General features: G+C 68.7%; 15 protein-coding genes. 9 read left to right on the top strand and 6 right to left on the bottom strand.

The window, feature by feature from the left end:
• Positions 1–78: 78 nt before the first annotated feature.
• Positions 79–1,947 (bottom strand): assimilatory sulfite reductase (NADPH) flavoprotein subunit, encoded by a 1,869-nt coding sequence (locus AC1Q5B_RS06925; protein ID WP_492631002.1) that lies wholly within the window; start codon positions 1,945–1,947, stop codon positions 79–81.
• Positions 1,948–2,149: 202 nt separating this feature from the next.
• Between AC1Q5B_RS06925 and cysD the strand changes: the two genes are divergently transcribed.
• From cysD to AC1Q5B_RS06960, 7 genes are all read left to right on the top strand, one after another.
• The gene (gene cysD / locus AC1Q5B_RS06930; RefSeq protein WP_492631003.1) at positions 2,150–3,061 is read left to right on the top strand and encodes a sulfate adenylyltransferase subunit CysD; all 912 of its coding nucleotides are present in this window, start codon (positions 2,150–2,152) and stop codon (positions 3,059–3,061) included.
• 172 nt (positions 3,062–3,233) lie between these two features.
• On the top strand, positions 3,234–5,108 hold the full coding sequence (gene cysN, locus AC1Q5B_RS06935) for a sulfate adenylyltransferase subunit CysN (RefSeq protein WP_492631004.1): 1,875 nt from the start codon (positions 3,234–3,236) through the stop codon (positions 5,106–5,108).
• Between the two features lie 164 nt (positions 5,109–5,272).
• Complete coding sequence (locus tag AC1Q5B_RS06940; RefSeq protein WP_492631005.1) at positions 5,273–6,373, top strand: efflux RND transporter periplasmic adaptor subunit; 1,101 nt, start codon at positions 5,273–5,275, stop codon at positions 6,371–6,373.
• Positions 6,374–6,378: 5 nt separating this feature from the next.
• A complete protein-coding gene (locus tag AC1Q5B_RS06945; RefSeq protein WP_492631006.1) occupies positions 6,379–9,513 on the top strand; it encodes an efflux RND transporter permease subunit in 3,135 nt (1,044 codons plus the stop codon).
• Positions 9,506–10,057, top strand: coding sequence for a GNAT family N-acetyltransferase (locus tag AC1Q5B_RS06950; RefSeq protein WP_492631007.1), 552 nt, complete (start codon positions 9,506–9,508; stop codon positions 10,055–10,057). Before AC1Q5B_RS06945 ends, AC1Q5B_RS06950 begins: the two co-directional genes overlap by 8 nt.
• A 106-nt stretch (positions 10,058–10,163) precedes the next feature.
• Positions 10,164–11,663 carry an alanine/glycine:cation symporter family protein gene (locus AC1Q5B_RS06955; protein ID WP_492631008.1) on the top strand — a complete coding sequence of 500 codons (1,500 nt, stop codon included), beginning with the start codon at positions 10,164–10,166 and terminating at the stop codon, positions 11,661–11,663.
• The gene (locus AC1Q5B_RS06960; protein ID WP_492631009.1) at positions 11,617–12,531 is read left to right on the top strand and encodes a TrmH family RNA methyltransferase; all 915 of its coding nucleotides are present in this window, start codon (positions 11,617–11,619) and stop codon (positions 12,529–12,531) included. Before AC1Q5B_RS06955 ends, AC1Q5B_RS06960 begins: the two co-directional genes overlap by 47 nt.
• Positions 12,532–12,631: 100 nt before the next feature.
• Here AC1Q5B_RS06960 and AC1Q5B_RS06965 read toward each other — a convergent pair whose 3' ends face one another.
• From AC1Q5B_RS06965 to AC1Q5B_RS06980, 4 genes are all read right to left on the bottom strand, one after another.
• Positions 12,632–14,020, bottom strand: a complete 1,389-nt coding sequence (locus AC1Q5B_RS06965) for a M28 family peptidase (RefSeq protein ID WP_492631010.1) — start codon at positions 14,018–14,020, stop codon at positions 12,632–12,634.
• Between the two features lie 93 nt (positions 14,021–14,113).
• Positions 14,114–14,518, bottom strand: coding sequence for a large-conductance mechanosensitive channel protein MscL (gene mscL / locus AC1Q5B_RS06970; protein WP_492631011.1), 405 nt, complete (start codon positions 14,516–14,518; stop codon positions 14,114–14,116).
• 76 nt (positions 14,519–14,594) lie between these two features.
• Positions 14,595–15,302, bottom strand: a complete 708-nt coding sequence (locus tag AC1Q5B_RS06975; RefSeq protein WP_492631012.1) for a fumarylacetoacetate hydrolase family protein — start codon at positions 15,300–15,302, stop codon at positions 14,595–14,597.
• A 66-nt stretch (positions 15,303–15,368) separates the two neighbouring features.
• Positions 15,369–15,644, bottom strand: a complete 276-nt coding sequence (locus tag AC1Q5B_RS06980; protein WP_492631013.1) for a hypothetical protein — start codon at positions 15,642–15,644, stop codon at positions 15,369–15,371.
• Positions 15,645–15,734: 90 nt separating this feature from the next.
• On the opposite strand from AC1Q5B_RS06980, the gene AC1Q5B_RS06985 reads away from it, so the two are divergent.
• Entirely contained in the window at positions 15,735–16,058 is a 324-nt protein-coding gene (locus tag AC1Q5B_RS06985; RefSeq protein WP_492631014.1) for a Rieske (2Fe-2S) protein, read from the top strand.
• 11 nt (positions 16,059–16,069) lie between these two features.
• Here AC1Q5B_RS06985 and AC1Q5B_RS06990 read toward each other — a convergent pair whose 3' ends face one another.
• Positions 16,070–17,155, bottom strand: a complete 1,086-nt coding sequence (locus AC1Q5B_RS06990; RefSeq protein ID WP_492631015.1) for a methyl-accepting chemotaxis protein — start codon at positions 17,153–17,155, stop codon at positions 16,070–16,072.
• Positions 17,156–17,378: 223 nt separating this feature from the next.
• On the opposite strand from AC1Q5B_RS06990, the gene pncB reads away from it, so the two are divergent.
• Entirely contained in the window at positions 17,379–18,548 is a 1,170-nt protein-coding gene (pncB, locus tag AC1Q5B_RS06995) for a nicotinate phosphoribosyltransferase (RefSeq protein WP_492631016.1), read from the top strand.
• The last annotated feature ends 11 nt before the right edge of the window (positions 18,549–18,559 follow it).

Here is an 18,559-nt window from a genome sequence, read left to right on the forward strand (position 1 = left end):
GTTCGGCTTCTGCGTTTGCCCCCATCCGCCCTTCGGGCACCTTCCCCCGCAGGCGGGGGAAGGGAGGAGGACGGGTCGTCAATACACATCGCGGCTATAGCGTCCCTCCGTCTGCAGCTGCACCAGATACTCCCGCGCCGCATCCTCATCCAGTCCACCGTGTTCGACCACGATGCTCTGCAGCGCCGCGTGCACGTCCTTGCCCATCGCGATAGCGCCGCAGACGTACAGGTGCGCGCCGTTCTGCAGCCAGTCGTAGACGTCGCGGCCGCGCTCGCGCAGGCGGTCCTGTACGTAGATCTTGCGGGCCTGGTCGCGCGAGAACGCCAGGTCCAGGCGATGCAGTTCGCCGCTGCGCAGCGCGTCCTGCCATTCGCTCTGGTAGAAGAAGCCGTGGTTGAAGTGCTGCGCGCCGAAGAGCAGCCAGTTGCGGCCGCGTGCGCCGGTCTCGGCGCGCTCCTGCACGAAGCCCCGGAACGGCGCGACGCCGGTGCCCGGGCCGATCATCAGGATGTCGCGGCTGCCATCGGCCGGCACGCGGAAGCGTTCGTTGGCCTCGATGTAGACCGGCACCTGGTCGCCTTCCTCGCGCGCGGCCAGGAAGCCGCTGGCCGCGCCGCCGTGGGCGTGGCCGAAGGCGTCGTAGCCCAGCACGTCGACGGTCAGGTGGGCTTCCTCGCCCACGCGCTTGCGGCTGGAGGCGATCGAATACAGGCGCGGTGCCAGCGGGCGCAGCGCGGCGACCAGTTCCTGCGCGGACCAGCCCGCCGGCCAGCGACGCAGCACGTCGACCAGCTGGTGCGTGTTGAACAGCTGCGCCAATGCGGTGTTCTGCGCGGGCGCCAGCAGTGCGTTGAGATCGTCGGCCTGCGCATGCGCGGCGTGGGTGGCCAGGAACGGACGCGACAGGCGGGTCAGTTCGCGCCGCGCGGCCAGCCATTCGCGCAGCGGCAGCGTGTCGCCGCCGTCGCTGACGGCGGTGTCGCCATCCAGCTTCAGCGCCTCCAGCACGCCATCGATCAGGGCGGCAGGGTTGCGGTGGCGGACGCCCAGCGCGTCGCCGGGCTCGTAGTGCAGGCCGCTGCCGTCCAGCGACAGCTCGATGTGGCGCACGTCCTTGTCGGCGACGCCATGCTGGCCGAAGCGTGGACCCTTGAAGTCGCGGCCGCTGATGCGCTGGTTGAGCAGCAGTTCGGCGGGGAAAGGATGCTCGTGCGACCACGCGGCGGCGTGACCGGGGCGCAGCGGGGTGACCGTCGCCAGCGGCGTGGCGGCCGCGACCGGCGCCTTCAGCAGGTCGCGGGCATGGGTCAGGGCCTGTTCGCGCCATGGCGTGGCGACGGTGTCGATGTCGAGGTCGGCCAGGCCGGTGGCGAACAGCCGGCTGCCGCCCAGTTCGGCCAGGCGGGCGTCGAGCCGGGTGGCGATGCCGCAGAAGTCGGCGTAGCTGGAGTCGCCCAGGCCGAGCACGGCGTACTTCAGTTCCGGCAGCTTGGGCGCGCGCTTGCCGCGCAGGAATTCGACCAGGCCGATGCTGTCGTCCGGCGGATCGCCTTCGCCCTGGGTGCTGATGACGATGTAGAGCAGGCGCTCGCTGGCCAGTTCGCGCTGCGGGTAGGCATCCGCGCGCAGCAGGCGCACCGACAGTCCGGCGGCCTCGGCCTGCTGGGCCAGTGACTCGGCGGCCCGGCGGGCGTTGCCGGTCTGGCTGCCGTAGACGATGGTCAGGCGTTGTGCGCTCTGGGCGCTGGCGGTCGGAGCGATCGCCTTGGGCGCCGTCGTTGCCGGTGTGGCCTGCGGTGCGAGCTGCGCCTGCGCCAGGCCGGCGGCATAGCCGGAGACCCACCACAGGCTGGCACCGTCCAGACCGGCCACCGCCTGGGCCAGCAGCGCCCGCCGTTCCTCCGCAAGGGGGATGGGGGCGAGGACAGGCTGGGTGGCGGACATCGGCGTGGCCCGTGGGCGCGACTGGGACGACCGATGTTAGGGAGGCGCCAAGGCGGCCTGAAAGGACAGCTGGTTATGGGCTTATGTCGCCCGCTTATTTCGCCGGTATGAGCAGGGGGACGAATACTGCCGGCCCCGGATCCCGTGGCGGTGCCCTGCTAGGCTACCGCGTCCGGCTCCACCGCCCCCGCTGCCCGCCTCGATGACCGCCGTACCCCCCTTGTCCCATCTCGACCGCCTGGAAGCGGAAAGCATCCACATCCTGCGGGAGGTCGCCGCCGAGTTCCGCAATCCCGTGCTGCTGTATTCGGTGGGCAAGGACAGTTCGGTCCTGCTGCATCTGTTGCTGAAGGCGTTCGCCCCGGCGCGCCCGCCGATCCCGCTGCTGCACGTCGACACCCGCTGGAAGTTCCGCGAGATGATCGCCTTCCGCGACCGCCGCGCCGCCGAAACCGGGGTGGACCTGCGGGTGCACATCAATCCCGACGGCATCGCCCGCGACATCGGTCCGATCAGCCATGGCGCCACCGTCCACACCGACGTGATGAAGACGCAGGGCCTGAAACAGGCGCTGGACCACTACAGGTTCGACGCCGCCATCGGCGGTGCCCGCCGCGACGAGGAGAAGTCGCGCGCCAAGGAGCGGGTCTTCTCGTTCCGCAACGACAGGCACCGCTGGGACCCGAAGAACCAGCGTCCCGAGCTGTGGAACCTCTACAACGCCCGCATCCACACGGGCGAGAGCGTGCGGGTGTTCCCGCTGTCGAACTGGACCGAGCTGGACATCTGGCTCTACATCTACCGCGAGCGCATCCCTGTGGTGCCGCTGTACTTCGCCGCCGAACGGCCGGTCGTCGAGCGCGATGGCGCGCTGCTGATGGTCGACGACGAGCGCCTGCCGCTGCGCGAGGGCGAAGTGCCGCAGTCGCGCCGCGTGCGTTTCCGCACGCTGGGCTGCTATCCGCTGACCGGCGCGATCGAGTCGGACGCCGATTCGCTGGAGAAGATCATCGCCGAGATGCTCGTGACCACCAGCTCGGAACGGCAGGGGCGCGTGATCGACCACGATCCCGGCGCGTCGATGGAGAAGAAGAAGCTGGAGGGCTACTTCTGATGAGCGCCCTTGCCCCGTCGTCCCGGCGAACGCTGGGACCCAGGTTGACGTTCGCGCGATTCGTGTCTCGCGCAGTGATGCCAAGCAAAATCAAGATGGATCCCAGCGTTCGCTGGGATGACGATACCGGGGCTGACGCACCCGAAGCTAGAAAGATCGAGGCAGCGGCGGCATGAGCACGACAGACGACATCGCCAGCTACCTCAAGCAGCACGAGTCCAAGCCGCTGCTGCGCTTCATCACCTGCGGCAGCGTGGACGACGGCAAGAGCACGCTGATCGGCCGCCTCCTGTACGACAGCAAGCGCCTGTTCGACGACCAGCTGGCCGCGCTGGAGAAGGACAGCCGCAAGCACGGCACCCAGGGCGAGCGCGTCGACTACGCGTTGTTGCTGGATGGCCTGGCCGCCGAGCGCGAGCAGGGCATCACCATCGACGTGGCTTATCGCTACTTCGATACCGAGAAGCGCAAGTTCATCGTCGCCGACTGTCCCGGCCACGAGCAGTACACGCGCAACATGGCCACCGGTGCGTCCACCGCGGACCTGGCGGTGGTGCTGGTCGATGCGCGCAAGGGCCTGCTGACGCAGACGCACCGGCACAGCTACATCGTCTCGCTGCTCGGCATCCGCCACGTGGTGCTGGCGGTCAACAAGATGGACCTGGTCGACTTCGATGCCGCCGTGTTCGAGCGCATCGCCGCCGACTACCGCGCGCTGGCGCAGCGGCTGGGTATCGCCGAAGTCACCTGCATCCCGCTGTCCGCGCTGGAAGGCGACAATCTGTCGACGCGGTCCGCGCGCACGCCGTGGTACGGCGGTCCCGCATTGCTCGAACACCTGGAGCAGGTGCAGGTCGATGCACGGGAACGTGGCGGCGGCCTGCGCCTGCCCGTGCAATGGGTGAACCGCCCGCACCAGAATTTCCGCGGCTACGCGGGCACGATCGCGGCTGGCGAGGTGAAGCCGGGCGACGAGGTCGTCGTGCTGCCGTCGGCGCGCCGGTCGCGCGTCACGCAGGTGCTGGGCGCCGATGGCGAGGTCGCGTCGGCCTCCGCCGGGCAGGCGGTGACGGTGACGCTGGCGGACGAGATCGACATCAGCCGCGGCGACGTGATCGCCGCCGGGGGCGATCCGCCCGAGGTGGCCGACCAGTTCGCCGCGCACGTGCTGTGGATGTCCGATGCGCCACTGCTGCCGGGCCGGCCGTACTGGCTGAAGATCGGGGCCCGCACCGTGTCGGCCACGGTCACCGAGATCAAGCACCGCATCGACGTGAACACGCAGGAACACCTGGCCGCCAAGCGGCTGGAGCTCAACGAGGTCGGCTACTGCAACCTCAGTCTCGATGAGCCCATCGCCTTCGAGGCCTACGCGCGCAACCGCGCGCTGGGCGGCTTCATCCTGATCGACCGCTACGACAACGCCACAGCGGGTGCGGGCACGCTCGACTTCGCTCTGCGCCGCGCCGGCAACGTGCACTGGCAGCATGTCGATGTCGACAAGGCAGCGCGCGCGCGCCAGAAGGGCCAGGCGCCGAAGGTGCTGTGGTTCACCGGTCTGTCCGGCGCCGGCAAGTCGACGATCGCCAACCTGGTCGACAAGCGCCTGCACGCGCTGGGCTATCACAGCTTCCTGCTGGACGGCGACAACGTGCGCCACGGCCTCAACCGCGACCTCGGCTTCACCGACGAGGACCGTGTGGAGAACATCCGCCGCGTCGCGGAAGTCGCGAAGCTGATGACCGATGCCGGCCTGATCGTGCTGGTCAGCTTCATCTCGCCGTTCCGCGCGGAACGGCGGATGGCGCGCGAGCGCTTCGCGGAAGGCGAGTTCATCGAAGTCTTCGTCGACGTACCGCTGGCGCTGGCCGAAGCGCGCGACGTGAAGGGGCTCTACCGCAAGGCGCGTGCGGGCCTGATTCCGAACTTCACCGGCATCGACTCCCCCTACGAGACGCCCGAACACCCCGACGTGCACCTGCATGCGGGTGAGCACGATCCCGAAGTGCTGGCGCTGCAGGTGCTGGCGACGCTGGGACTGGAGTAGCCATCCCGCCGGTCGTCCGCGGCCGGCAAGGGTCATTGGTCATGGTCGGGCGTGTGCACCCCGTGCCCTTTGGCGCGTTTCCCGCACGAACCGGCGCATCCGCTGCAGCGTGTTTCACGCACGGCCGGTAAACTGCGTGAATAACGAAGATTACGGGACGCTCCATGCTCAACCGATTCGCTCCCCGCGCGCTGTTGGTCGCGCTGCCCCTTCTGCTGCTCGCCGCCTGCGGCGACGACAAGGGCGCGCAGGCGAAGCCGAACGGCAACGCAGCCGAGCGTCCGATCCCCGTCACCACCCAGGTCGTCCAGCCCAGCGCCTGGAACGACACCCTGCAGGCACTGGGTACGGCGAAGGCCCGTGAATCCGTCACCCTGACCGCCAAGGTCAGCGAGATCGTGCAGGACGTGCACTTCGAGAGCGGCCAGCAGGTCGGTGCAGGACAGAAGCTCGTCACGCTGAAGGGCGATGCCGCGCAGGCCGCCCTGGTGCAGGCCGAGGCCACCTACGCCGAAGCCGAGCGCCTGTACCGCCGGCAGAAGGAACTCGCCGACCAGCAGCTGATCGCACGCTCGCAGCTCGACACCCAGCTCGCCCTGCGCGATGCCGCGGCCGCGCGCGTGCGCCAGGCGCGCGCCGATATCGGCGACCGCAGCGTGCGCGCCCCGTTCGCCGGCGTGCTCGGCATCCGCCAGGTCAGCCCGGGTTCGTTGATCACCGCCAACAGCAGCATCGCCACGCTCGACGACATCTCGCGCATGTACGTGGACTTCCAGGTGCCGGAGGCGGCGCTGGCGTCGGTCGCCACGGGCCACGCGGTCACCGCGGGCGCCACGGCCTATCCCGGTGAAACGTTCGAAGGCACGGTCGAAACCGTCGATGCGCGCATCGATCCGGCCACGCGCGCGGTGACCGTGCGCGCGGTATTCCCGAATCCCGATCGCAAGCTGCGCCCCGGTATGTTGCTGGACGTGCGCCTGTTCCGTCCCGAACGGCAGGCGCTGGTCATCCCGGAGATCGCGGTCGTGCAGGTCGGCCGCGATTCCTTCGTCTACCGCGTGAAGGGCGATGGCAGCGTCGAGCAGGCGGCGGTCACCGCCGGTGTGCGCCGCGACGGCCGGGTCGAGATCGTCAAGGGCATCGCGGCCGGCGAGCGCATCGTCATCGACGGCACCGGCAAGCTGCGTCCCGGCGTGAAGGTCGCCGACGCCGCACCGGTCGCCCCGGCGAAGCAGGACGCGCCCGCCGCCGACGGCCAGGGCTGAGCGCCATGAAGCTCTCCGATCTCTCGATCAAGCGCCCCGTCTTCGCGGTGGTGGTGAGCCTGCTGCTGGTCGTGCTGGGCGTGATGTCGTTCCTGCGCCTGACCCTGCGCGAACTGCCCAACATCGATCCCCCCATCGTGTCGGTGGAAGTGAACTACCCGGGTGCCTCGGCGGCCGTGGTCGAGACCCGCATCACCCAGATCCTCGAGGACGGCCTGTCCGGCATCGAGGGCATCAAGACCATCCAGTCGAGCAGCCGCAACGGCCGCGCCGACGTCACCATCGAATTCAACCTGAGCCGCGACATCGAGGCCGCGGCCAACGATGTGCGCGACCGCGTCAGCCGCGTGATGAACCGCCTGCCCGACGAAGCCGATCCGCCGCAGATCTCCAAGGTCGAGGCCGACGCCGACGTCATCATCTGGTTGAACATGCGCTCCACCGTGATGGACACGATGGAGCTGACCGACTACGCCGACCGCTATGTGCTGGACCGCCTGTCCGCACTGGACGGCGTGGCGCGCGTGCAGCTGGGCGGCGGCCAGCGCTATGCGATGCGCATCTGGCTGGACCGCGAGGCGATGGCGGCGCGCGGCGTGACCACCAGCGATGTCGAGACCGCGCTGCGCGCACAGAACGTGGAACTGCCCGCAGGCCGCATCGAGTCGCAGACGCGCGACTTCACCCTGCGCGTCGAACGCGGCTACCAGCGGCCCGAACAGTTCGCGCAGCTGCCGCTGCGCAAGGGCACGGACGGCTACGTCGTGCGCCTGGGCGACGTGGCGCAGGTGGAACTGGGCGCGGAGGAGCGCCGTTCGTACCTGCGCAGCAACGCCGTGCCGAACGTCGGCCTGGGCATCGTGCGTACCTCGACCGCGAACGCGCTGGACGTGGCGCGCGCCGCGCGCGCCGAAGCCGAGATCATCCAGCAGACGTTGCCCGAAGGCACCGACATCTTCGTCGCGTTCGACAGCACCACCTTCATCGAAGCCTCCATCGAGCGCGTGTACTGGACGCTGGCCGAGGCGATGGTGTTGGTGTTCCTGGTCATCTGGCTGTTCCTCGGCAGCCTGCGCGCGGCGTTGATCCCGGCGGTGACGGTGCCGGTCTGCCTGATTTCCGCATTCATCGCGCTGTACGCATTCGGCTTCTCCATCAACCTGCTGACCCTGCTGGCCCTGGTGCTCTGCATCGGCCTGGTGGTCGACGACGCCATCGTGGTGCTGGAGAACGTGCAACGACGCGCCGACCTGGGCGAGCCGGCGCTGGTGGCGGCGCGCCGCGGCACCACGCAGGTGGCCTTCGCGGTGATCGCGACCACCGCGGTGCTGGTGGCGGTGTTCCTGCCGGTCGGCTTCATGGAAGGCAATACCGGTCGCCTGTTCCGCGAGCTGTCGGTGGCGCTGGCGGCGGCGGTGGCGATCTCGGCCTTCGTCGCGCTGACGCTGACGCCGATGATGTCGTCCAAGCTGGTGAGGCCGCATACCGAGCCGCGTGGCCTGAACAAGTGGACCAACCGCACGCTGACCCGCATCAGCGACGGCTATGGGCGTCACGTGGAGCGCCTGGTCGGGATGACCGGCAAGCGCATCCTCGGCCTGGTGCTGGTGGCGATGGCGCTGTGCGGCGTGGCGATTGTCGCGCTCGGTCTGCGCGTGCCCAGCGAGCTGGCGCCCGCCGAAGACCGCGGTCGCTTCTTCGTGATGGTTGACGGGCCCGAGGGCGCGGGCTTCGACTACATGGTCAACCAGATGCAGCAGGTCGAGCGCATCGTCATGGGCCAGGTCGGCGGCGACAAGCCGATCGAGCGCGCCAACTCGCGCGTACCGCGCGGCTTCGGCGGCAGCGAGGACATGCACACCGGCCAGGTGATCGTGTTCCTGCAGGACTGGCACGAGCGCGACGCCACCACCGACGACGTGGTCAACGGCCTGCGCGCGGAGCTGTCCAAGCTGCCCGGCGTGCAGGCGCGCGCCAACGTGGCCGGTGGCCTGGTCGGCAGCCGCGGCCAGCGCTACCAGCTGGTGCTGGGCGGTCCCGACTACGCCGAGCTGGCGCAATGGCGCGACCGCATCCTGCAGCGGATGGAGGGCAATCCGGGCATCCAGGATCCGGACTCGGACTACAAGGAAACGCGCCCGCAGATGCGCGTGAACATCGACCGCGACCGCGCGGCCGACCTCGGCGTGTCGGTGCAGGAAATCGGCCGCACGCTGGAAACGATGATGGGCTCGCGCCAGGTGACCACGTACGTCGACAACGGCGAGGAGTACGACGTCATGCTGCAGGCCGGCCGCGAGAAGCGCGCCAACACCGAGGACCTGGCGAACACCTACGTGCGCGGCAGCGACGGCGCGCTGGTGCCCCTGTCCAACTTGGTGACGCTCAGCGAGATCGCCGAGCCGGGCACGTTCAACCGCTTCAATCGCCTGCGCGCGATCACCATCAGCGCGGGCCTCGCGCCCGGCTACACGATGGGCGAAGCGCTGGAATGGACGCGGCAGACGGTGTCCGAGGAACTGCCGGACTACGCGCAGATCGACTGGAAGGGCGAATCGCGCGAGTACCAGGAAGCCGGCGGCGCGATCCTGCTGACCTTCACGCTGGCCTTGCTGATCGTCTACCTGGTGCTGGCGGCGCAGTTCGAAAGCTTCATCCATCCGCTGGTGATCATGCTGACGGTGCCGCTGGCGGTGCTGGGTGCGCTGATCGGCCTGTGGGTCACCGGCGGCACGCTCAACCTCTTCAGCCAGATCGGCATCGTGATGCTGATCGGCCTGGCGGCGAAGAACGGCATCCTGATCGTCGAGTTCGCCAACCAGCTGCGCGACGACGGCGCCAGCGTGGCGCAGGCGATCGCTGAATCCGCCCGCGTGCGCCTGCGCCCGATCCTGATGACGTCGGTGGCCACCGTGGTCGGCGCCGTGCCGCTGGTGCTGGCCGGCGGACCGGGGTCGGCCAGCCGCGCGACCATCGGCATCGTGGTGATCTTCGGCGTGACCTTCTCCACGCTGCTGTCGCTGTACGTGGTGCCGGCGTTCTACGCCTTGCTCGCGCCGTTCACGCGTTCGCCGGAAGCGGTGGCGCACGAGCTGAGCAGGCTGGAGGCGGAAACGCCCTCGGTCGGCGGGCATGGCTGAGGCCGGCGTACGCCCGTTCGACGGCGTGCGCATTCAAGGCGAGGGGTTCCTGCTGCGTGCGTGGCGGCAGGACGACCTGGCCTCGCTGGTGCGGCATGCGGACGATCCGCGGGTGCCGCGGGGCCTGAGCGACCGCTTCCCGCATCCCTATACCCGCGCGGATGGACAGGCGTTCCTGGCCGGGCGCGTGGTGGACCTGACGGATCCGGTGTTCGCCATCGAGATCGACGGTGAGGCGTGCGGCGGCATCGCCGCGCGCCCCCACGCGGGCGATAAGGCGCACGGCGCCGAACTGGGCTACTGGCTCGGCAGCGCGCACTGGGGCCGTGGCCGCATGACCCGCGTGGTCGCGGCCTATCTCGATTGGGTGGTGCCTGCGCTTGCGTTGCATCGCGTCGAAGCCAACGTACTGGACACCAACCCGGCCTCCGCGCGCGTACTGGAGAAGAACGGATTCGTCGAAGAGGGCCGGCGCCGCGACGCCATCCGCAAGCCGGACGGGCTGCACGATCTGCGCCTTTTCGGCCGGATCTGGATCGACTGACCGCGCGCGGGGACTGCGCGACGGCGGGTGTTGCGGTTATCTTGCAGGGGCAGGCGGCGTGTCTGCCCGCCGCATCCCGCGCATCACCGACCGGAGATCCCTCCCCGTGGAAGCTTTTTTCAATTGGTTGAACGGCATCATCTGGAGCAACGCGCTGATCGCGCTGTGTCTGGGCGCCGGCCTGTGGTTCACCCTGCGTACCCGCGTCATGCAGGTCCGCGGCTTCGCCGAGATGTGCCGGCTGACGGTCACCGGACAGAAGTCGGAAGCGGGCGTGTCGTCGTTCCAGGCGCTCGCGATCTCGATGGCCGGACGCATGGGTATCGGCAATATCGCCGGCGTCGCCACGGCGATCGCCTACGGCGGTCCCGGCGCGGTGTTCTGGATGTGGGTGATGGGCTTCCTCGGCGCATCGACCTCGTACATCGAGTGCACGCTGGCGCAGATCTACAAGGAAAAGGATGCGGAAGGCCGTTATCGCGGCGGCCCGGCCTATTACATCGAAAAGGCGATGGGCCTGAAGTGGTATGCGGTGACGTTCGCACTCGCCACCGTCATCGCCGCGGGCTTCCTGCTGCCGGGGGTGCAGGCGAACGCCATCGCCGACAGCGCGACGAACGTGCTGTGCGGCGCCGTCGGCTGCGAATCGCTGGGCGGCGTGGGCGGCATGAAGCTGTGGATCGGCCTGGCCGTGGCGGCGCTGCTGGCGGTCATCATCTTCGGCGGCATCAAGCGCATCGCGACCTTCGCCGAGGTCGTGGTGCCGTTCATGGCGCTGGGCTTCATCCTGATGGCGGTCACCGTGATGATCGTCAACGCGGACAAGGTGCCGACGATGTTCGCCGACATCTTCTCCAGCGCGTTCGGCGCGCATGCGGCCTTCGGCGCGATCATCGGCCAGGCCATCATCTGGGGCGTGAAGCGCGGCATCTACGCCAACGAGGCCGGCCAGGGCACGGGTCCGCACGCGGCCGCCGCCGCCGAAGTCTCGCATCCGGCCAAGCAGGGCTACGTGCAGGCCTTCGCGATCTACTTCGACACCATGCTGGTGTGCACGTCGACCGCGTTCCTGGTGCTGTCCACGGGCATGTACAACACCTTCAGGAGCGTTACCGAGAACGGCAAGGAGACGCTGGTGGAGATCTTCTCCGGCGTGCCCGGCGTGCAACCGTCCGAAGGCGCGATGTTCACCCAGGCCGCGGTGGAGTCGGTGCTGCCGGGCTGGGGCGCGGGCTTCGTGGCGCTGGCGCTGTTCTTCTTCGCCTTCACCACCATCATGGCGTACTACTACATGGCCGAGACCAACCTGACCTACCTGGCCGGCGTGAAGAAGACCCATCCGCTGGCGACGCTGCTGCTGCGCCTGGGCATCGTCGGCATGGTGATCTTCGGCGCGTACCACAACGCCGCGATGGCGTGGACGCTGGGCGACATCGGCGTGGGCCTGATGGCGTGGTTGAACGTCATCGCGATCCTGATCCTGCAGAAGCCGGCGCTGATCGCGCTGCGCGACTACGAGCGGCAGAAGAAGCTCGGCCTCGACCCGATCTTCGACCCGGATGCGCTGGGCATCCGCAATGCCCATTTCTGGAAGAAGCAGGCCTGACGTGAGCAATCCCTGGAACAATCGCCCGCCGCGCGGTCCCGGCCACCCGCCGGGGGACCGGCGGCGTCCGCCGCGCGCGCAGGATGATCGCCCACCGCGTGCCGACGCGCCGCGCGAGGAGCGATCCGCGGGAGGATCGCGCAGCGAGCTGCGCCTGTACGGACTCAATGCGCTGAACGCGGTCTTCGCGCGTCGGCCGGAGGCCATCCGCAAGGTTTACCTGACCGAAGCGCGTATCCCGGCGTTGAAGCCCCTGTTGGCGTGGTGCGTGAAGCAGCGGGTCGGTTATCGCGTGGTGGAGGAGGGCGGCCTCGATCGTCTCGCCGCCAGCACGCACCACGAGGGCGTCGTCGCCGATGTGCTGAAGGTCGAACCGATGCCGATGGGCGACTGGTTGCGCACGCTGCCGGAGGGCAAGCCCGTGGCGGCGCTGTGGCTGGACGGCGTGGGCAATCCGCACAACTTCGGCGCGATCCTGCGGTCGGCCGCGCACTTCGGCGTGGCCGGCCTCCTGCTACCGCGCGATTCGACGCTGGCTATTTCCGGCGCGGCCGCGCGTGTCGCCGAAGGCGGCGCCGAACAGGTGCCGCTGGTACGCATGGGCAATCCCGAGAATGCCATCGGCCAACTGCACGGCGCCGGCTTCTCGCTCGCGGCCACGGTGGTGCGCGGTGGCGACGACCTGTTCGCAGCGAACCTGCCGCAACGTCTTGTCTACGTGATGGGCGCAGAAGGCGAGGGCATGGATGCACAGCTCGCGAAGGCCTGCGATCAGCAGCTGTCGATTCCCGGCACGGGCGCCGTCGAAAGCCTCAATGTCGCCGCCGCGACCGCGGTGTTCCTGGCGCAGTGGAAACAGCGCCTGTAGAGCGGAGCTTGCTCCGCTGCTCCTCTGCCGTTGTAGAGCGGAGCTTGCTCCGCTGCTCCCTTTCGATGTCACGTAGCCGAGCAAGCTCGGCTCTACGCCGTCATTCCTTGAGCTGACTGCCGAAGTCGCCATCGGCTTCCGCCGCCAGATACGCGAACACGGTGTACGCCGCCACGTTCTGCGCCAGCGCGGCGGGATCGATCTTGTCCAGCGTGTCGTCGGCGTTGTGGTGCAGGTGGAAGTAGTCGGTGCCGTCCTGCGCCAGCCACGCCCACGCCATGCCCTTGGCCGCGAACGGACTGATGTCCGGTCCCGCGCTGCCCTTGCCGGGCGCGTACTCGATTCCGAGCGGCGCCAGTGCCTGAGCGATCTGCTCGGTCGCCTTGCGTGCGTGCTCGGGCGCGCCGGTGTTGAAGGCATAGATACGGCCTGCACCGAAGTCGCTTTCGGCGGCGATCTGGTGGCGGGTGATGTCGGCCAGGTGCTTCTCGGCATACGCCTTGCCGCCGTAAAGGCCCTGTTCCTCGTTGGCGAAGGCGATTACGCGGATCGTGCGCTTCGGCGCCTGCTTGAGCTTCCCGATCAGGTGGCCGGCCGCCATGGTGATGCCAATGCCGGCACCGTCGTCGATCGCGCCGGTGCCCAGGTCCCACGAATCCAGATGCCCGCCGATCACCACGACCTCCTTCGGCAGGCTGCGCCCGGTGATCTCGCCGATGACGTTGTGCGAGGTGTATTCGCCGTCCCAGCCACAATCGAGGGCCAGCGACACGCGCACCGGTCCACGTTGCAGCAGGCGCGCCAACTGGTCGGCATCGGGAATGGTCAGCGATGCCGACGGCACCGGTGTGAGGCCGTCGTCGAAGCGGGTGATGCCGGTATGCGCGACGCGATGGTGGTCGGTGCCGGCCGAGCGCATCAGGAACGCGACCGCACCCTTGCGGATCGCCGCCGACGGCCCCTTCGAGCGGATCGCGCCGCCGTTGCGATAGTCGCTGCCATCGCGCGCGGCCTTCATCTGGTAATCGACGAAGACGATCTTGCCGGCCAGCGAACCGTCCGGTGCGCCTTCCAGCGCGGCCAGGTCGGCGAAGCGGACGATCTCCGCCTCCACCGTGCCGGCCGGGCTGCCGCCCAGCGCGGTGATCGTGATCGGCTGGGCGTGCGCACCGACGATGGCGGCGTGCTCGCTGCGACGTACCCATTTCGGGAAGGTCACCGGCTCCAGCCACACCTTGTCGAAGCCGAGCGCGTTGAACTTCGCCTGCGCCCACGCCACCGCCTTCGCATCGGCCTCGCTGCCGGCCAGGCGCGGACCGATCTCGGTGGTCAGCGATTCGACGACCTTCCAGCCGGTGTCGTCGGCCAGCGCCTGCTCGCGCAGCGTGGCGGCGGTGGCGAGCGCGGCGTCGGGGATGCGGGTCTCGCGCTGGGCAGCGAAGGCCGGAACGGCGAGGGTCAGGGCGAGCAGCAGCGGAGCAAGGCGCATGGCATATCCCGGAAAAACGAAGGCCACGAGCTTAGCAGCCCGTGGCCTCGCGGTTCCTTTGCCGGTGTTGCCGGTTCGGAATGCAGCGTCCGCTTACTTCTTTAGCGCATCGCGGATCTCGCGCAGCAGCAGGACGTCTTCGGGCGGTGCGGCAGGCGCCGCTTCGGGCTTGCGGTGCAGGCGGTTGACGGCCTTGACGAGCACGAAGATCGCGAACGCCACGATCACGAACTGGATCACCGTGTTGAGGAACTCGCCGATGCCGATCACGACGGCAGGGACTTCCTTGCCGGCCGCGTCTACCGTGGCTTCCTTCAAGGTCCACGCCCACTTCGAGAAGTCGATGCCGCCGACCAGCAGCCCGATCGGCGGCATGATGATCTTGTCGACCAGCGTGGTGACGATCTTGCCGAACGCGGCGCCGATCACCACGCCGACCGCGAGGTCGACCACGTTGCCGCGCGCGATGAACTCCTTGAACTCGCTGACCATGCCCATGCTGTTGTCCTGTCTGTCGGCGTCGTCGCGCCCTCGGCGGGGACTATAGCGCGCATGGCGACCGCTGTTGCGCCACTCAGGGCGTGATGCGGCCCTGCAGCGCCACCACACCGTCCAGAGAGGCGACGAACCTGTCGCCCGGCACGAGCGCGGCCACGCCCGCCGGCGTGCCCATGAAAACCAGGTCGCCGGCCTTCAGCGCATACAGCTTCGACAGTTCGTGCAGGATGTCGGGTACGTCCCAGATCAGGTCGTGCAGCGATCCGTGCTGGCGCGTTTCGCCGTTCACGCGCAGGGTCAGGGTGCGGTCTTCCAGCGCCGCGACGTCGACTGCCGCGACCAGTTCGCTGATCGGAGCGGAGTGGTCGAAGCCCTTGCCGGTGTCCCACGGCAGGCCCTTGGCCTTGGCGGCCGCCTGCAGGTCGCGGCGCGTGAGGTCCAGGCCCACGCCGTAGGCGATCACCAGCGACGCCGCGACATCGCGACCCAGTTCGCCCGGCGGCGCGTCGACGCCGAGCGCGACGACCAGTTCCACCTCGTGGTGCAGGTCCTGCGTGCCGGGCGGATAGGGCACGTCGGCATCGCCGGTGACCAGGGCGTCGGCCGGCTTGTGAAAGAACACCGGCGTTCCGCGTTCCGCCTTCGAGGCCGGAGCGGCCGCACCCATTTCACGAGCATGGTCCGCGAAATTGCGTCCGACACAGAAGATACGGCGCACGGGGAACGTGGCGCCGCCGCGCACGGGCACGCGCGGGACGGGCGGGGCAGGAATCAGGTCGGTCATGGCGGCCGTGGACAAGAAGAACGGCCGCAGAGTGTAGGCGGGAAACGGCGTTCCGCCCTGTTGCGATCAGCGCGGGAGCGGCAGCGCCTGCTTGCGGACCACGCGGTACTCGGCATCCATCACGCGCGCATCGCGCGCCGGCGGCTTGCCGCGCTGGCGCACCAGCTTGTAGACCAGACCGCCCGCGATCATTGCGGCGCCGACGAACACGCTGAAGAACACCAGCACCCCCAGCAGGGCGACACCCAGCAGGCCCAGACCGACCCGCAGCAGCGGATGGCGCGGCTTGCGCGGCGCGAAGACGTGGCGGAAAGCGTTGAACTGGAAATGGCGTGCGTACATGGCGTTGCGTCGTGACAGAATGCGGCCGGAGCCGGTACGCGCAGTATCGGGTGACTGTTAGATGACAGTGTGAGGACTTCGTTAAGCGCCATGCGACTGAGTGCACTGAACGACATCGCCGAAGGCGGTTTCGCCGAGGTTGAGGCCACGATCGGTGACGATGCGGAGTCTTTGATTCTTTATCGCGACAGTGACGGGGTGCGCGCCTGGCTGAATGTCTGTCCGCATGCCGGCCGGCGTCTCGACTGGGCGCCCGGCCAATTCCTCAGGAGCAAGGACGGCCATCTGGTCTGCGCCGCCCACGGCGCGTCGTTCGAGCTGGTGCGCGGCGACTGCGTCGCCGGGCCCTGCCGTGGCGACGCACTGAGGGCCGTCGCCGTGCAGGTGCGCGACGGCGAGGTGTGGCTGGCCTGACGGGAAAGGCGTCAGCCGAGGCTTTGCACGATCACGCAATGCCAGCCCGTGCGGTAGGTCTCGTAGCCGGGTGAAGCCGCCTGCGCCACGCAGTGCGGGCGACCGTCGATGACCAGGTCGACCGCGGCACGGGACTCCCCGAACAACGATGCGCGGCCGGGAAAGTCCAGTCGCGTGGACGCGGTGTCGCCGCCCGGGGTGTCGGCCAGTACCTGGCCCTGCGGATCCACGATGCAGACCCGGCTGCGCCCCCATTCCGCCTCCGACAGCGGCGTGCGTTCGACGATGGTCTGCGCCAGCGCGTCCCAGCGGAACACGATGCCGAGCACGCCGAGCGGACGTCCGGTCACCCGGCCGCCTTCGCGCACCGTGCAGGCGTAGACCAGCACGCGTTCGCCGCCGGCCAGCGGGCTGCCGTGCATCGACTGGAAGCCGAACTCCTCGCCGCTGGCGGTGGCCATCGCCGACTGGAACCACGCCTGCTGCGCCACCGACTGCCCGACCGAGCGGTACTGGCGAGGCCGTCCGTTGGCGATGATGTTGCCGTGGAGGTCGGCCAGCACCAGGTCGAAGTAGACCGTGTACGAATCGAGGATCTGGCCGAGCCGCTGGCTGGCGTGCGAGAGGGCGGCGGGTTGCGCGTCCTGCAGCGCGGCCACCATGGCGGCGTCGGTGGCCCACCAGCGCACGTCGCAGCTGCGCTCGTAGAGGTTGCGGTCGATCAGGTCAATGTTGGCCAGTGCCAGGTCGGTCAACCGGGTACGGCGCACGTTCGTCTGCAACTGGTCCAGCCGTTCCCGCAGATCGGTACTGGTGTGGCCGGCCATGCGGTCGATCTCCTGCGCCGTATCGCTGACCCGCCGCGACAGCGTATCCATCTCTTCGGCGATCACCCCGAAGCTGCGGCCGGCCGTGCCGATGCGGACGGCTTCGATGCGGGCATTCATCGAGATGATGCGGGTGACGCGGTTGATCTCGTCGATCTTCTGCAGCGACTGCCGCAACTGCTTCAACAACGAATCCGACAGCCCGGACACGGACTGGATGTGGTCGTCGATGCCGACGTCGGACACGGAAGCGGTGGTGCAGGCGTTCATGGCGCTCCTTGGGGAAAAGGGACGGGACCACGGCATGCCGGTGGACGCCGGCGAGACGTCTGTCCCGGTATTGAAGCGCTATCGGCGTGGAGACGTACCGCTTTAATTGGCACTATCAAGGTGCGGGATTTCCCCGCCTTGGGGCGAAGGGTGCCGTCCGCGCCAAGGATGCCCGTCCGGCATGCGACGATGGCGTCCCCCCAACGCAGGCTGTGCGACCGGCATGACGATCCCTTCGCTGCTCGACACCGATCTCTACAAACTCACGATGATGCAGGCGGTCCTGCACCAGCATCCGGGCGCGCAGGTGCTGTACCGCTTCAAGTGCCGCACGCCGGGCGTGGACCTGGCGCAGCACCTGGAGGCGATCTCGACCGGGATCGACCGGCTGTGCGAACTGCGCTTCAGCGAGGAAGAGCTGCGCTTCCTGTCCACGCTGCGCTACATCAAGCCCGACTTCGTCGACTTCCTGGAGCAGTTCCAGCTGCGCCGGCGCCATGTGCACATCGCGCCTTCCACGCACGTGCCCGGCGAACTGGACCTGACCATCGACGGCCCGTGGCTGCAGACCATCCTGTTCGAAGTGCCGGTGCTGGCGATCATCAGCGAGACCTGGATGCGCGCGCAGCCCGGTGGCGACCTTCAGGAAGGCGAGCGCCGCCTGCGCGCCAAGCTGGGACAGCTGCGCGATGCCGCGCCGGACTGCACCATTACCGATTTCGGCACGCGACGCCGCTACTCGTACGACTGGCATGCGAGGCTGCTGCCGATCTGCCGGGAGGTGCTGGGCGGGCAGTTCGTCGGCACCAGCAACATCCATTTCGCCCGGCTGTACGGCATGACGCCGCATGGCACCATGGCGCACGAGTGGCTGCAGGCCTTCCAGCAACTGGGGCCGCGCCTGCGTGATTCGCAGCGGGCCGCGTTCGAGGCGTGGGCGCAGGAGTACCGCGGCGATCTGGGCATCGCGCTGTCGGACGTGGTGGGGCTGGACGCCTTCCTGCGCGACTTCGATCTGTACTTCAGCAAGCTGTTCGACGGCATGCGCCACGATTCGGGCGATCCGCTGGCGTGGGGTGATCGCGTCATCGCGCATCTGGAATCGCAGCGGATCGATCCGCAGGGCAAGACGCTGGTCTTCAGCGACGGGCTGGATATCGAAGCGGTGCTGCGCATCCACGCCCACTTCCGTGGCCGTTGCAAGGTGGGGTTCGGGATCGGCACCAACCTGACCAACGATCTCGGCCCGAAGCCCCTGCAGCTGGTGCTGAAGATGGTGCGCTGCCAGGGACAGCCCGTCGCCAAGGTCAGTGACACGCCCGGCAAGGGCATGAGTGACGATCCCGATTTCGTCGCTTATCTGCGCAAGGTGTTCGGGTTGCCGATGGACTAGGGTGCGCGCCG

This window comes from Pseudoxanthomonas sp. GW835-FHT14C01, assembly GCF_058793715.1.